This window comes from Bradyrhizobium sp. USDA 3315, from assembly GCF_054056795.1.
Genome location: NZ_JBSRYP010000001.1, coordinates 6927184 through 6940708, shown reverse-complemented (window position 1 = coordinate 6940708; position 13525 = coordinate 6927184). Strand labels below are relative to the sequence as shown.

15 protein-coding genes are annotated in these 13525 nt (G+C 65.3%); 8 read left to right on the top strand and 7 right to left on the bottom strand.

The window, feature by feature from the left end:
• The first annotated feature begins 88 nt into the window (after positions 1-88).
• From pcsA to ACVIYL_RS32555, 3 genes are all read left to right on the top strand, one after another.
• Positions 89-817 carry a phosphatidylcholine synthase gene (pcsA, locus tag ACVIYL_RS32565; RefSeq protein WP_456780563.1) on the top strand — a complete coding sequence of 243 codons (729 nt, stop codon included), beginning with the start codon at positions 89-91 and terminating at the stop codon, positions 815-817.
• Positions 814-1539 carry a TerC family protein gene (locus ACVIYL_RS32560; RefSeq protein WP_456780562.1) on the top strand — a complete coding sequence of 242 codons (726 nt, stop codon included), beginning with the start codon at positions 814-816 and terminating at the stop codon, positions 1537-1539. The genes pcsA and ACVIYL_RS32560 overlap by 4 nt, the downstream gene beginning before the upstream one ends.
• Before the next feature lie 158 nt (positions 1540-1697).
• The gene (locus tag ACVIYL_RS32555; RefSeq protein ID WP_456780561.1) at positions 1698-2672 is read left to right on the top strand and encodes a quinone oxidoreductase family protein; all 975 of its coding nucleotides are present in this window, start codon (positions 1698-1700) and stop codon (positions 2670-2672) included.
• Positions 2673-2774: 102 nt separating this feature from the next.
• Here ACVIYL_RS32555 and ACVIYL_RS32550 read toward each other — a convergent pair whose 3' ends face one another.
• Both ACVIYL_RS32550 and rimO read right to left on the bottom strand, forming a co-directional pair.
• On the bottom strand, positions 2775-3971 hold the full coding sequence (locus ACVIYL_RS32550; RefSeq protein WP_456780560.1) for an acetylornithine transaminase: 1197 nt from the start codon (positions 3969-3971) through the stop codon (positions 2775-2777).
• Positions 3972-4205: 234 nt separating this feature from the next.
• Complete coding sequence (gene rimO / locus ACVIYL_RS32545) at positions 4206-5531, bottom strand: 30S ribosomal protein S12 methylthiotransferase RimO (protein WP_456780559.1); 1326 nt, start codon at positions 5529-5531, stop codon at positions 4206-4208.
• 116 nt (positions 5532-5647) lie between these two features.
• Between rimO and ACVIYL_RS32540 the strand changes: the two genes are divergently transcribed.
• From ACVIYL_RS32540 to ACVIYL_RS32530, 3 genes are all read left to right on the top strand, one after another.
• Positions 5648-6238, top strand: a complete 591-nt coding sequence (locus tag ACVIYL_RS32540) for an ANTAR domain-containing response regulator (protein WP_028332037.1) — start codon at positions 5648-5650, stop codon at positions 6236-6238.
• Positions 6235-7392 (top strand): CmpA/NrtA family ABC transporter substrate-binding protein, encoded by a 1158-nt coding sequence (locus ACVIYL_RS32535; RefSeq protein ID WP_456780558.1) that lies wholly within the window; start codon positions 6235-6237, stop codon positions 7390-7392. Before ACVIYL_RS32540 ends, ACVIYL_RS32535 begins: the two co-directional genes overlap by 4 nt.
• Before the next feature lie 339 nt (positions 7393-7731).
• Entirely contained in the window at positions 7732-7884 is a 153-nt protein-coding gene (locus tag ACVIYL_RS32530; protein ID WP_016844408.1) for a hypothetical protein, read from the top strand.
• Positions 7885-7958: 74 nt separating this feature from the next.
• On the opposite strand, the gene ACVIYL_RS32525 is transcribed toward ACVIYL_RS32530, so the two are convergent.
• The 4 genes from ACVIYL_RS32525 to pxpB form a co-directional block, all read right to left on the bottom strand.
• The gene (locus ACVIYL_RS32525) at positions 7959-8369 is read right to left on the bottom strand and encodes a hypothetical protein (RefSeq protein WP_456780557.1); all 411 of its coding nucleotides are present in this window, start codon (positions 8367-8369) and stop codon (positions 7959-7961) included.
• A gap of 149 nt (positions 8370-8518) precedes the next feature.
• A complete protein-coding gene (locus ACVIYL_RS32520) occupies positions 8519-9292 on the bottom strand; it encodes a LamB/YcsF family protein (protein ID WP_057018693.1) in 774 nt (257 codons plus the stop codon).
• Between the two features lie 31 nt (positions 9293-9323).
• On the bottom strand, positions 9324-10358 hold the full coding sequence (locus ACVIYL_RS32515) for a 5-oxoprolinase subunit C family protein (protein WP_310879254.1): 1035 nt from the start codon (positions 10356-10358) through the stop codon (positions 9324-9326).
• Positions 10355-11086: a 5-oxoprolinase subunit PxpB gene (gene pxpB, locus ACVIYL_RS32510; RefSeq protein ID WP_456780556.1), complete on the bottom strand. Its 732-nt coding sequence runs from the start codon at positions 11084-11086 to the stop codon at positions 10355-10357. Before pxpB ends, ACVIYL_RS32515 begins: the two co-directional genes overlap by 4 nt.
• 212 nt (positions 11087-11298) lie before the next feature.
• Between pxpB and ACVIYL_RS32505 the strand changes: the two genes are divergently transcribed.
• A complete protein-coding gene (locus tag ACVIYL_RS32505) occupies positions 11299-11997 on the top strand; it encodes a ribonuclease activity regulator RraA (RefSeq protein WP_028332032.1) in 699 nt (232 codons plus the stop codon).
• Between the two features lie 23 nt (positions 11998-12020).
• Positions 12021-12425 carry a (R)-mandelonitrile lyase gene (locus tag ACVIYL_RS32500; protein WP_076828878.1) on the top strand — a complete coding sequence of 135 codons (405 nt, stop codon included), beginning with the start codon at positions 12021-12023 and terminating at the stop codon, positions 12423-12425.
• Positions 12426-12588: 163 nt separating this feature from the next.
• Here ACVIYL_RS32500 and ACVIYL_RS32495 read toward each other — a convergent pair whose 3' ends face one another.
• Entirely contained in the window at positions 12589-13422 is an 834-nt protein-coding gene (locus ACVIYL_RS32495; protein WP_456780555.1) for a DUF2147 domain-containing protein, read from the bottom strand.
• Positions 13423-13525 lie beyond the last annotated feature (103 nt).

Here is a 13525-nt window from a genome sequence, read left to right as displayed (position 1 = left end):
AACCACCAAGAGTTTCCAACGCTTTGCGCGGCGGAACGCCGCAAGACCGCATATGCAAACCGGTCCGATTCCTGATAGCACTCGGCCGATGGAGCATTCGAGCCAGCCCGATGCGTTGCCAGAACGGATGCGGACCGCCGCATTCACCGTTCATATTTTCACGGCGCTCGGCGCCGGGGTCGCGCTGCTGGCGATGCTGGAGGCGGTGCGCGAGCACTGGGCCAACATGTTCGCCTGGCTCGGGGTTGCGCTCATCATCGACGGGATCGACGGCCCGCTGGCGCGCCGGCTCGACGTGGTGCGGCTGCAGCCGAACTGGTCGGGCGAGGTGCTCGACCTGGTGGTTGATTTCGTCACCTATGTGTTCGTGCCGGCCTATGCGATCACCGCGAGCGGCATGCTGCTGCCGCTGGCGGCGCCGATCCTCGGCATCGGCATCGTGGTCTCCAGCGCGCTGTATTTCGCCGACCGCCGCATGAAGGCCGATGACAACCATTTCCGCGGTTTCCCGGCGCTGTGGAATGCGGCGGCGTTCTACCTGTTCCTGCTGCACCTGCCGCCGGTGCTGTCGACGATCGTGGTCGCGGCCCTGATCGCGCTGACCTTCGCGCCGTTCCACGTGCTGCATCCGCTGCGTGTGGTGCGGCTGCGCTGGCTGACGCTGTGGCTGCTCGGCGCATGGGCACTGCTCGGCATGTACACGCTTGCCAACGATTTCGTGGTCGGAGCCCCGATCACCTTCGGTCTCTGCGCCATCGCCGTCTACATCATCGGCAGCGATACCGTGATCCGCCGGATGAAAGCCTTCAGAGCATGATGCAACTGATCACCAGCCCGGAAGCCTGGGCGGCGCTGCTGACCCTGACTGCGCTCGAGATCGTGCTCGGCATCGACAACGTGATTTTCCTGTCGGTGATCGTGTCGCGGATCCCGCCGGCGCAGGCCAAGCGCGCGCGGCAGATCGGCCTGCTGCTGGCGCTGGTGTTCCGCATTGTGCTGCTCTCGATCCTGGTCTGGCTGATCGGGCTGACCCAACCGGTGATCACCGTCAGCGACGTCGCGCTGTCGTGGCGCGACATCATCCTGATCGGCGGCGGCCTGTTCCTGATCGCGAAAGCGACCCATGAGATCCACGGCGAGGTCGAGGCGCGCGAGGCGGACGCCGATGACAGGCCGAGCGCCAGCGCGTTCTTCTGGGTGATCGTGCAGATCATCATCATCGACCTGGTGTTCTCGCTGGATTCGATCATCACCGCGATCGGCATGGCGCAGGACATCGAGATCATGATCGCGGCGGTGGTGATCGCCTGCGCCATCATGTACATCTCGTCGGGACCGGTGGCGCGGTTTGTCGCGGAGCATCCGACCACCAAGATGCTGGCGCTGGCCTTCCTGGTGCTGATCGGCGTGGCGCTGGTGGCCGACGGCTTCAAATTCCACATCCCGCGCGGCTACATCTATTTCGCGATCGCCTTCTCGGCCGCGGTCGAGGCGTTCAACGTCATGGCCAAGCGCAACCGCAGGAAGCCGGCGCGCTGATGGGCATGATCTCCGCGCAAACGCTGCGCGTTTGTCGCGAGGGAAAGCCGCTTCGCACTTTTCCGGATCGTGCCGTAGCCGGTTCCGGCCCGCTTGGTTGACAAGCCGGCCGCGATGGCATTCGCTCGCTTGACGCTGATATTGAGGGGAGCGACGACATGACCAAGGCTGTGCGCGTGCACCAGGTGGGAGGCCCGGAAGTCCTAACCTACGAGGACGTCGAGGTGGGCGCGCCGGGGACGGGCGAGGTCCGGATCCGCCAGCATGCGGTCGGTCTGAACTTCATCGACGTCTATTTCCGCACCGGCCTCTACAAGGCGCCCGGCCTGCCGTTCATTGCCGGCAATGAGGCTGCAGGCGAGGTGTTGGCCGTGGGTCCGGGCGTGACCAATTTCCACCCCGGCGATCGCGTCGCCTACTACTACAATCTCGGCGGCTACGCGTCCGAGCGCGTCATCCCGGCCGACAAGCTCGTCAAGCTGCCCGACCATATCACCTACGAGCAGGGCGCCGTGCTGATGCTGAAGGGCCTCACGGTCTGGTATCTCCTGCACAAGACCTTCAAGGTCGAGCACGGCCATCGCGTGCTGATCCACGCCGCGGCGGGCGGCATCGGGCTGCTCGCCTGCCAATGGGCGCGGGCGCTCGGCGCGCATGTCATCGGTACCGTCGGCTCGAAGGCGAAGGCCGATCTCGCACTCGCCAATGGCTGCGATCACGTCATCCTCTACAACGAGGAGAACTTCGTCGAACGCGTCAAGCAGATCAGCCGGGGCGAGCTCTGCGACGTCGTCTATGACGGCGTCGGCAAGACCACGTTCCCGGGATCGCTGTCCTGCCTCAGGCCACGCGGTCTGTTCGTCTCCTTCGGCAACGCGTCGGGCCCGGTACCGCCGTTCCCGCTCGCCGAGCTCAACAACCACGGCTCGCTGTTCGCGACGCGGCCCAAGCTCAACGACTATGTCGGCACCCGCAAGGAATTGCTCGAAGGCGCCGACACGCTGTTCGCCGCCGTGATCAACGGCAAGCTGCATGTGCCGATCAACCACGCCTATGCGCTGAAGGATGCGGCCAAGGCGCATATCGACCTGGAGAGCCGGACGACGACGGGCGCAGCGATCCTGCGGCCGTAATTCTCGCCGTCATTGCGAGCGAAGCGAAGCAATCCACCTCTCCACCCGGGAAGATGGATTGCTTCGTCGCTTCGCTCCTCGCAATGACGAGCGGGGAGGATCCTACGCCACCCGCCGCGCCGCGCCGACCTTGGTCAGCACCGTATCCAGGCAGTCGATGACAACGGAAATCTCCTCCCGCGTCACGTTCAGCGCCGGCATGAAGCGCAGCGTGTCCGGCTGCGGCGAGTTGATCAGCACGCCGGCCGCGAACGCCTCGGCAACCACGGCGGCACCGATCGGCATCTTCAGGTCGAGCGCCAGCAGGAGGCCGCGGCCCCTGATCTCGCCGAGACCGTGCCGCGACGACAGCCGCTGCAATTCGCGCTCGAGCAAAAGGCCGGCATCGACGACCGATTTCAGGAAATCGGGCTTTCCGATCTGATCGAGCACGACAAGCCCCGCGGCGCACATCAGCGGATTGCCGTTGAAGGTGCCGCCCTGATCGCCGTGATCGAAGCACGCGGCATGCTCGGTCGCGAGCAGGGCCGCGAGCGGCACGCCGCCGCCGATGCCCTTGCCGAGCGTCATGATGTCGGGCTCGACCCCGGCGTGCTGATAGCCGAACAGCTTTCCGGTCCGGCCGATGCCGGTCTGGATCTCGTCGACAATGAGCAGCAGGCCGCGCTGCTGGGTCAGCACCCGCAACTCCTGCAAAAACTCATCCGTCGCGGGCCAGACGCCGGCCTCGCCCTGGATCGGCTCCAGCATGACCGCGACCGTCGACGACGAGATCAGCCTTCGCACCGACTCGATATCGTTCAGCCTGGCTTTGCGGAAGCCCGGGACCTTCGGCTCGAACAGGGGCTCGAACGCCTTCTTGCCCGAGGCCGACATGGTCGCGAGCGTGCGGCCGTGGAAGCCGCCTTCGAAGCTGATGATCTCGTGGGCGCCATTCTTGTACTTGGCGCCGAATTTCCGCGCGAGCTTGATCGCACCTTCATTGGCCTCCGCGCCCGAATTGGCAAAGAACACCTGGTCGAAGCAGCTGTTGTCAACCAGCAACTTTGCCAGTTTCAGGCTCTGCTCGTTGTAGAACGCCGGGCTTGGCGTCAGCAGCCGTCTCGCCTGCGCGGCCAGCGCGTCGGCTACGATGACCGGCGAGTGGCCGAGGGGATTCACGGCCCAGCCCTGCACGAAGTCGAGATAGCGGTTGCGCTTGCTGTCCCACAAATACGAGCCCGCGCCGCGCACGAACACGACCTCGGGGCGAGCGGTGATGTCCATCAGCGCATCGAACGGATGGGTAGCGTTGGTCATGTCGTTCTCCTCTGGGTCGGTGTTGGGAAAGGGCAGGCCGAAAAGCGAGAAGGCCGCGCTTTGGGGGCGCGGCCTTCTCGAAAACCTTGGCTGATTTATAGGATCAGCGATGGCGTCGGACACGGCGCAGCCCAGCATCGTCGCGGGTGCGACGACGGCAGATGGCGCGGCGGTGGGTCCGGTTCAGCTTCATGGCGGAGGGCCATACAGCCGAACGCCGGAACATGTCAAGCGTCAGAATCCGGCGACGCTGCCGTGGAGGTCGTATTGGTCGGAGCGCTCGATCTTGGCGGTGACGATCTCGCCGACCTTCAGCGGGCGGCGACTGGTGAGGTAGACGGCGCCGTCGATGTCAGGCGCGTCGGCCTTTGACCGGCCCTTCGCCACCGTGGGGCCGACCTCGTCGATGATGACCTGCTGGCGGGTGCCGACCTTGCGCTTCAGGCGCCTCGCGGAGATCTTCTGCTGCCGCGCCATCAGCGCATTCCAGCGCTCCTGCTTGATCTCGTCGGGCACGGCGTTGCCAATCGCGTTCGACGCGGCGCCGGCAACTGGCTCATATTTGAAGCAGCCGAGGCGGTCGATCCCGGCTTCATCGAGCCAGTCGAGCAGATAGGCGAAATCGGAATCGGTCTCGCCGGGGAAGCCGACGATGAAGGTCGAGCGCAGCGTCAGCTCCGGGCACTGCTCGCGCCACTTTTGGATCCGCGCCAGCGTCTTCTCCTGCGCAGCCGGGCGCTTCATCGCGCGCAGCACGTCCGGGCTCGCATGCTGGAACGGGATGTCGAGATAAGGCAGCACCTTGCCCTCGGTCATCAGGCCGATGACCTCGTCGACATGCGGGTAGGGGTAGACATATTGCAGCCGCACCCAGGCGCCGAGTTCACCGAGCTCCTTGGCGAGATCGAAGAATTTTGCGCGGACGCTGCGATCCTGCCAGGGACTCTCGGCGTATTTCAGGTCGATGCCATAGGCCGAGGTGTCCTGCGAGATGACGAGCAATTCCTTGACGCCGGCCTTCATCAGCTTCTCGGCCTCGCGCAGCACGTCGTTGGCCGGCCGCGACACCAGATCGCCGCGCAGCTTCGGGATGATGCAGAAGCTGCAGCGGTTGTTGCAGCCTTCGGAAATCTTCAGATACGCGTAGTGCCGCGGCGTCAGCTTGACGCCCTGCGGCGGCACCAGGTCGATATGCGGGTTGTGCGCCGGCGGCAGCGCGCGGTGCACGGCGTCCAGCACGCTCTCATATTGCTGCGGCCCCGTGATCGAGAGCACGCCGGGATAGGCGCTCTCGATCTGCTCCGGCTCGGCGCCCATGCAGCCGGTGACGATGACCTTGCCGTTCTCGGCCATGGCCTCGCCGATCGCGGCGAGCGATTCCTGCTTGGCGCTGTCGAGGAAGCCGCAGGTGTTGACGATGACGATGTCGGCGCCGTCATGCTTGCGCGCCAGCTCATAGCCTTCCGCGCGCAGCCGGGTGATGATGCGCTCGGAATCGACCAGCGCCTTGGGGCACCCCAAGGACACAAAGCTCACTTTCGGCGCGGCGGCCTCTTGCATATCTCTGATCTGCCTGATGAATGGGCAGGAGCTAGTCCCAATTGCCGAGAATTACAACCCTTTCCCGGGGCTTCCGGCATGATATGGATGCATCTGCCGGGCCTTAAGAGTTGTCGATGAGCGCTGAATCGTCTCCCAAGATCGTCATAGTCGACGAGAGCCCGATCCGAGCGGCCATCCTGGAGGAGGGACTGCGGGAGGCCGGGTATACGGACGTCGTGCATATCAGCGAGATGCAGAGCCTGCTCTCGCGAATCTATGCGCTCGACCCCGAGATCATCGTCATCGACCTCGAGAACCCCAGTCGCGACGTGCTGGAACAAATGTTCCAGGTCAGCCGTGCCGTCCGCCGGCCGATCGCGATGTTCGTCGACCAGAGCGACGCCGCCTCGATCCAGGCCTCGGTCGAGGCGGGCGTCTCCGCCTACATCGTCGACGGTCTCAAGAAGGAGCGGATGAAGCCGATCCTCGATCTCTGCGTCTCCCGCTTCAATGCCTTCGCCAAGCTGCAGGACGAGCTCGACCGCACCAAGCACGCGCTGGAGGAGCGCAAGGTGATCGACCGCGCCAAGGGCATCCTGATGAAGGTGAAGGGGCTGACCGAGGAGGAGGCCTACGTGCTGATGCGCTCGACCGCGATGCGCGAGAAAAAGAAAATCGGAGAGATCGCGCAATCGATCCTGACGGCGTCGGAGCTGTTGAAATGACCACACCATTGCGCATCGGGTTCATTCCGCTGGTCGACGCTGCCGCGCTGATCGTTGCCGTCGACAAGGAATTCGCGGCGGCCGAAGGCCTCGACGTCACGCTGGTGCGGGAAGTGTCGTGGTCGAACGTCCGCGACAAGCTCAATATCGGCCTGTTCGACGCCGCTCATCTGTTGGCGCCGGTGGCGATCGCCTCGAGCCTCGGGCTCGGTCACGTCAAGGTGCCGATCGCGGCGCCCTTCAACCTCGGGCTCAACGGCAATGCCATCACCGTATCGCCGGCGCTGCACGCCGCGCTGATGGAAGAGATCGACGGCGACCGCTTCGATCCGATGGCAACCGCACAGGCGCTCGCCCGCGTGGTGGCCAAGCGGCGGAAGAGCGGGGCGGAGCCGCTGACCTTCGGCATGACCTTCCCGTTCTCGACCCACAATTACCAGTTGCGGTTCTGGATGGCCGCGGGAGGCGTCGATCCCGATGAGGATGTTCAGCTCGTGGTGCTGCCGCCGCCCTACATGGTCGACAGTCTAGCCAACGGCCATGTCGACGCGTTCTGTGTCGGCGCACCCTGGAATTCGATCGCGGTCGATCTTGGCATCGGCCACATCCTGCACTTCGTCTCCGACATCCTGCTCAGCGCGGTGGAAAAGGTGCTGGCAGTGCGGCAGAGCTGGTCGGAGAAGCATCCCGACATCGTGGCGGCGCTGGTGCGTGCGCATCTGCGCGCCGTGGAGTTCATCGAGCGGCCCGAGAACCGGTCCGAGGTCGCGCGCATCCTGGCGCAGCCCGAGCGGATCGGCGTCGATGCCAGCGTCATCCAGCGCACGCTCGATGGCCACCTGAAGATCTCGCCCGACGGCACCATGCGCGAGAGCAATCGCTATCTGCTGGTCGGGCGCGAGGCTGCGGCGCGGCCTGATCCGGGGCAGGCGGCCTGGCTCTATGCGCAGATGGTTCGCTGGGGCCAGACGCCGTACCGGCCGGAGGCGCTGAAGATCGCCATGGCCGTGTTCAGGCCCGATCTCTACGACGCCGCATCAGGCCGCCCGGCCGGCGCCTCCAGCGCCATCGGGGCGTTCGCCGGCCCGCCGTTCGACCCGAGCGACGTTCCGGGGCATCTGGCGGCGTTCAAGATCGGGCGCTGGAAGGCCTGAGCGCGCCGCAGCGGCCGCTTCCGGCGGCACGTGCACGACCGTGCGTGGTGTTGCCGGGACAGGGATGGGCAACAGGCGCGGCGCGGTAGCGCCTCAGCTATCGACCTCCGGCTACTTTGCAAGGGGTTGTTTTCGAGATTTTCGGTTATTGCAGGACTGGCGCGGGTTCCCGACGCCTCGAATTGCAGCGAATAGGATTCTCGGCCGAGCGCGCGGGAAGGAATATTCCTCTCGGAACCCGGTTCCCGAAGGCGGCGGCATCGCTATTTTTGCCGCCCGCTTGAATCCGCCCGCGAACGATATTCCATATGCCCGAGAATGGGGCGTTGGAGATCGACCATGCGCGAGCTATCGGCGGAGGCCCGCCTGCACCTTTACGCGCGAAACATTTCACGGAAGTCCGGGACCGGAATTCACACCGCGGCGCTGTACAGTGCCTTTGCGGTGATCGCGGCCATCGTGTTCGGCACGCTGTCCGTCCACCCGTTCTGAGCCCTTCAGAACATTCAAAAGCCGCCGTCTGATGTCATCAGGCGGCGGCTTTGTGTTGGCTGGATGCTGACGGCTCAGTAGCCGTAGCCGCGACCATATCCGTAGCCGCCACCGCAGGTGTTGCAGGTCGGCTGAACCGGCGCGTAGTAGGAATAGCCCGGCGAGACCATCTGGGTGCGCTCCTGGGTGGCGTATTGCGGCGGGATGCGCTCATAGGCGACGCCTTCGGGCGCGACCATCACCGTCCTCGGCACCATCACGGTACGATACTGTGCCGGCGTGCGATGCGCGACGACGCGGCCCGGCGCCACCATGACGGTCTCCTGCACAGTGCGATACTGCGGCGGCACGCTCTGCACCTGATAGCAGGTCGTGCACGGCTGGGGCGGCGGCGTATAGCAGCTGTAGCAGCCGGCGGATGCCGCGCTGGTGAAGGCGGCGGTGGCAACCGCGGCAATGGTGAGAGAGAGGCTGGTGCGGAACATGCTTTCGTACCCAATTTCCTAAGAGGACAATCAAAGGCTCGGAAGCTGCACCTAACAATCAAACGGCAAGTTTGGGTTTAAGAAGACTCTTAACGGAATCTAAAAGGGCCGGCGCGGCGACCGGCCCTTTTTTGATCGATGTTCGCGGCTTAGTGCGCGGTCTTGAACGGCGCAACGGTGATGCCCGCCTGCTTCAGCGCCTCGCGCAGGCCGCGCGCAATCTCGACGGCACCGCGCGTGTCGCCGTGGATGCAGACGGTATCGGTCTGCATCTTGATCACCTTGCCGGTGACCGAGACGACCGCGCCGTCCTGCACCATCCGCACCACACGATCGGCAATCGCCTTGGGATCGTGCAGCACCGCGCCGGGCTTCTTGCGCGACACCAGGTTGCCGTCGTCCTCATAGGCGCGGTCGGCGAACACCTCATGCGCCATCCGCAGATTCGCCGCTTCACCTGCGCGCACCAGCTTCGAGTTGGCGAGCACCACGAAGATGAGATTGGGATCGACTGCCTTGATCGCATTGGCGATCGCTCGTGCCGTCATGTCGTCCTCGCAAGCGACGTTGGAAATCGCGCCATGCGCCTTCACGTGGGTGACCTTGTGGCCGGCCGCGGTCGCGATCGCCTGCAAAGCGCCGATCTGATAGGCGATCAGGTTCTCGATCTCCGAGGACGTCAGTCCCGGCATCGGGCGGCGGCCGAAGCCGTGCAGGTCACGATAGCCGGGATGGGCGCCGACGCTGACGCCGCGCGCCTTCGCCAGCTCGACCGTCTTGCGCATGATGTCGGCGTCGCCGGCATGAAAGCCGCAGGCGACGTTGACCGAGGTCGCAAGCTCGATCATCGCGGCATCATTGCCCATTTCCCAGGGGCCAAAGCTTTCGCCGAGATCGCAATTGAGGTCGATGGTTGAGGTCATGACGATCGATCCGTCTGTTGTTCGTATAGATTCAGGGTAGCGCAACTTGCCATGTCGACACATCGACGGCGTTGACGGCCTGACCCGCGACATTCGCATCCCGCAGCGCCTCGATGTTGAGGCCAAAATCCTCAATGCCGCGGAGGCGGTCGGGCAGGGAACGCAGCAGCTCGTGGAACTTGATCGACTCGGCCTGCGCTTCCGCCATCGTCACCGCCTTGAAGCGGAACGGTCGGCCGGCCGAGATCTGCGCGAAGCGGCCGAAATCGGCCGTGATCACGGTTGCGATCTTCGGATAGCCGCCGCTGGTGCCGCGGTCCGGCATCAGCACGATCGGCTGGCCGTTGCCGGGTACCTGGATGCTGCCGTTCACGGTGCCGTCGGAGACGATGTTGTGGCCGTCGAGATGCTTGATGACGGGACCTTCGAGGCGATAGCCCATGCGGTCGCTGGTCGCCGAGATCTTCCACTCGCTGTCGACCAGCAGCTTCTTGTGGTCCTCGGCGAACTCGTCGTCCTGCGGGCCGAACACGATGCGGATCGGCGCATCGGTCGCGGCAGGCAATTCGATGCGGCGTTCGGGCGCGCCGCTCGCGGCTTGCGTCGTCAACTCGTCGCCGCTTTGCAGCGGCCGCGGGTAGGGGCTGCCAAGCCCGGCGCGGGCGTTGACGGCGAGGCTGCCGAACATCGGCTCGCCCTCGATGCCGTGCTCGATCGCGAGATAGCTGAACGAGCCGCCGCGCGCGAAGCCGAGAGTGAGCGTCTCACCTTCGGCGAGCGTCGCCGAGCTGTCGAACGCGACTGGCCGGCCGCCGATATCGGCATTGCGCGACGCGCCGGCGAGGGCGACGCGCACCGCGCCCCCGCGCGCGGTGAAGCTGGCGCCGAACGGGCCGATCTCGACCGCGGCGGCGAACAGGTCGTTGCCGACCAGCGTGTTGGCGGCCGCCAGCGAAAGCCGGTCCATCGCGCCGCTCGGCACGAGACCGTAGCGCTGCGAGCCCGGACGACCAGCGTCCTGCACCGAGCTCGCCGGGCCGATCGAGGTGACGACGAGCTTGCTCATGGCGTCACCAGTTCGGCGACGAACTCGCCGGCCTCGGCGGCGCGGTCCTGTTCGGCAAAGGTCTTGGCGTCGATCGCGGTGAAGGTGATGGCATCGCCCGGCTCGAGCAGGAAGGTCGGCTCGCGATGCAACTGGTAGGTTCGCACCGGCGTGCGGCCGAGCAGGTGCCAGCCGCTCGGGCCGGCCAGGCACTGCACGCCGGTTTGGATGCCACCGATCGAAATGGTGCCGGCCGGGGTCAGTAGCCGCGGATCCTTGCGCCGCGGCATGTGCAGGAACTTCTCCAGTCCGCTGAGATAGGACCAGCCTGGCGTGAAGCCGATCATGGCGACGCGATAGTCGCCGGCGACGTGGCGCGCCACGATCTGGTCGGGCGTGGTTTTGAGCGCCTTCGCGACGTCCTCGAGATCGATGCCGTGCTCGCCGCCATAGGTCACCGGGATGCGCCAGCGCCGCGTTCCGGTCTCGGTCGGCGGCGCCTTTGCGGAGCGTGCGAGCAGTTGCTCCCCGAGCGCATCGAAGCCGATCTGCACGGGGTCGTAATGCACCAGCAGCGACCGGTAGGTCGGCACGGTCTCGGTGATGCCGGCGATCGGCTCGGCGGATATCACGTGGTCGAGCGCCAGCACCCGCCGGTTGGCGGCGTCGTCGATGGTGCGGCTGAATTCCACCGTGATGGCGCTGTCGCCACTCGGCAAAAGGCGGGGAGGACTTAAGGGTTCGGCCATTGGGTCAAGCGCTGTCGTCAGCCATCAAGCTAGCGTGTTTCGGGATAAAACGGAATTCGCTTCGTGCAAAATGATGCAGCAACTTCAATAAATTAATCGGCACGCCGGCGATAAATTTGGATGATCGCAGCTTTTTCGCGCAGCCCTTGACGCAAGGCCTTTGCCCGGCAACATGCGCCGGTCTTTTCCTCCCATCGGAGCAAGCTTTCCAGATGTCACTGTCCGCCGAAGCGATCGCGACGCTGTCGCACGTGTCCACCGCCACCATCACCACCGTCCTGCTCAAGAAGGGCCTGCGCAACATCTGGATGCGCGGTACCAAGCCCTTGAAGCCCGGGCAGAAGCGGCTGGTCGGACCGGCCTTCACGCTGCGTTTCGTGCCGGCCCGTGAGGATCTGGCGACGCCGGAATCCTGGTCGTCGCCGATCTCGACCCGCACCGCGATCGAGGCGATGCCGGCGGGCTGCATTGCCGTGGTCGATGCCATGGGCATCACCGATGCCGGCATTTTCGGCGACATCCTCTGCGCCCGCATGGTCAAGCGCGGGGTGACGGCGCTGATCACCGACGGCGTGGTGCGCGACGTCGAGGGCGTGCTCGGCACCGGCCTGCCGGTGTGGTGCGACGGCTACGCGGCTCCGCCGTCAGTTGCAGGTCTGACCTTCGTCGGCTGGGGCGAACCGATCGGCTGCGGCGGCGTTGCCGTATTCCCGAATGACGTGGTGGTGGCCGACCAGGACGGCGCGGTGCTGATCCCGCAGGCGTTCCTCGATCATGTGCTGGCCGAGGGGCCGGAGCAGGAACGGATGGAAGCCTGGATCGTCAACGAGGTGAACAATGGCGCCCAGCTGCCCGGCCTGTATCCGATGAATGCCGAGACCAAGGCGCGCTACGCCGCGACCAAGAAATAACGTCAAGAAAGGGAGGTAACCCCATGGACATCCACGTTTCCGGCTCGCGGCCGACCCGCCGCGCGCCGAAGGAGAATTTTACCGGCACGGTGTTGCAGGACCCGATCAACATGGCGCCTGCGCCGGCGCGGCTGAACGCCTCGCGCGTGTCGTTCGAGCCCGGCGCACGCACCGCCTGGCACACCCATCCGCTCGGACAGACGCTGTATGTGATCTCCGGCATCGGGCGTGTGCAGGCCAAGGGCGGCCCGATCAGGGAGATCCGCCCTGGCGACGTCGTCTGGATTCCGCCGAACGAGAAGCACTGGCACGGGGCCTCGCCGGACAACAGCATGACCCACATCGCCATGCAGGAGGCGCTCGATGGCGTCTATTCGACCTGGATGGAGCACGTCACCGACGAGGAATACAGCGGCAAGGTCGGCTGAAGCGTCGTAGCAGTTCGCAAGATGAAAGCCCCGCTATCAGGTGGGGCTTTTGATTTTATGAGACCGTAGCCCGGATGGAGCGAAGCGCAATCCGGGGCGGTCTCTCCCATGGTGAAAATCCCGGATTAAGCTTCGCTCCATCCGGGCTACGATTTGCAGGCAATCAATTCACCCGCGTCCAGGTCTGGCCGCCGCAGAACATGCCGCCGAACGCACAGCCCTGGACGCGTAGCGTGTCCGGGCTCCTCATCGCGATGGTGGAATCGTAGGTGCTGCCGCTGTTCGGATCGAAGATGCGGCCGCTCCACTTGTCCTTGCCCGGCTTCATGTTGATCAGCACCTGTTCGCCGTTGGCGTTCGATTTCTTGTCGACGGCGTAGCCGCAGAGATTGGCGCCGCATTGCTCGATGCGGATTTTGCCTTCCTTTTCTTCGGTGAGCCAGACGCCGAGCGGCGAGTTCGCTGCTTGCACGGGATTGGCGAGCGGCTTGGGCACCGGAGCGCTCGGCGAGGCGGCGCCGACCGTTGGAGCGGTGGTGGGCTTTGCAGCCGGCGCAGTTTGCTGGACGGCTGGCGCCGCGGGCGGCGGCGGTGTGGTCGCGGCTGTAGCTGAAGGCGGCGTGGCCGCAACGCCCGTGCTGGGCGGCTCTGCCGTTGCGGCAGGCGCCGGCGGGACGGCGGCCTGATCGACGGCAGGCGGAGCAGCCGCTGCTGGCGCGCTGGGCGGCGCGGCCTGGGAATTCGTCTTAGTGTCCGACTTAGTGTCCGACTTGGCGTTCGTGTTGGCTTCCTTCGGAGCCTTGCGCTTCTGCTCGGTGTCGTCGCTCTTGGCGCGTTTGGTGCGGCGGGGAGTATTGTCGTAGACGCCGGGGATCGAAACCGTGCCGCGATCGGGATCGATGCGAATAGTGCGGCCGCCGTAATCGAATGTGTACTGCGCCTGCGCTGCGGCCGTGCTTGCCAGCACGAGCGTGGCGATCGCCAGAAGCTTTCTCATCTCGACCTCCGGTGCAGGGAGCCGCGTTCGCAAGGCTATCCGGTGACCACCCCGTTGAACGTGTCCCAGATCACGGTCAGAACATGAGTCGTATCCTTGCGGC

Excerpts from the sequence above, each read along its gene's own strand:
- pcsA (WP_456780563.1), top strand. The coding sequence starts at position 89 with ATGGAGCATTCGAGCCAGCCCGATGCGTTGCCAGAACGGATGCGGACC.
- ACVIYL_RS32560 (WP_456780562.1), top strand. The coding sequence starts at position 814 with ATGATGCAACTGATCACCAGCCCGGAAGCCTGGGCGGCGCTGCTGACC.
- ACVIYL_RS32555 (WP_456780561.1), top strand. The coding sequence starts at position 1,698 with ATGACCAAGGCTGTGCGCGTGCACCAGGTGGGAGGCCCGGAAGTCCTA.
- ACVIYL_RS32550 (WP_456780560.1), bottom strand. The coding sequence starts at position 3,971 with ATGACCAACGCTACCCATCCGTTCGATGCGCTGATGGACATCACCGCT.
- rimO (WP_456780559.1), bottom strand. The coding sequence starts at position 5,531 with ATGCAAGAGGCCGCCGCGCCGAAAGTGAGCTTTGTGTCCTTGGGGTGC.
- ACVIYL_RS32540 (WP_028332037.1), top strand. The coding sequence starts at position 5,648 with ATGAGCGCTGAATCGTCTCCCAAGATCGTCATAGTCGACGAGAGCCCG.
- ACVIYL_RS32535 (WP_456780558.1), top strand. The coding sequence starts at position 6,235 with ATGACCACACCATTGCGCATCGGGTTCATTCCGCTGGTCGACGCTGCC.
- ACVIYL_RS32530 (WP_016844408.1), top strand. The coding sequence starts at position 7,732 with ATGCGCGAGCTATCGGCGGAGGCCCGCCTGCACCTTTACGCGCGAAAC.
- ACVIYL_RS32525 (WP_456780557.1), bottom strand. The coding sequence starts at position 8,369 with ATGTTCCGCACCAGCCTCTCTCTCACCATTGCCGCGGTTGCCACCGCC.
- ACVIYL_RS32520 (WP_057018693.1), bottom strand. The coding sequence starts at position 9,292 with ATGACCTCAACCATCGACCTCAATTGCGATCTCGGCGAAAGCTTTGGC.
- ACVIYL_RS32515 (WP_310879254.1), bottom strand. The coding sequence starts at position 10,358 with ATGAGCAAGCTCGTCGTCACCTCGATCGGCCCGGCGAGCTCGGTGCAG.
- pxpB (WP_456780556.1), bottom strand. The coding sequence starts at position 11,086 with ATGGCCGAACCCTTAAGTCCTCCCCGCCTTTTGCCGAGTGGCGACAGC.
- ACVIYL_RS32505 (WP_028332032.1), top strand. The coding sequence starts at position 11,299 with ATGTCACTGTCCGCCGAAGCGATCGCGACGCTGTCGCACGTGTCCACC.
- ACVIYL_RS32500 (WP_076828878.1), top strand. The coding sequence starts at position 12,021 with ATGGACATCCACGTTTCCGGCTCGCGGCCGACCCGCCGCGCGCCGAAG.
- ACVIYL_RS32495 (WP_456780555.1), bottom strand. The coding sequence starts at position 13,422 with ATGAGAAAGCTTCTGGCGATCGCCACGCTCGTGCTGGCAAGCACGGCC.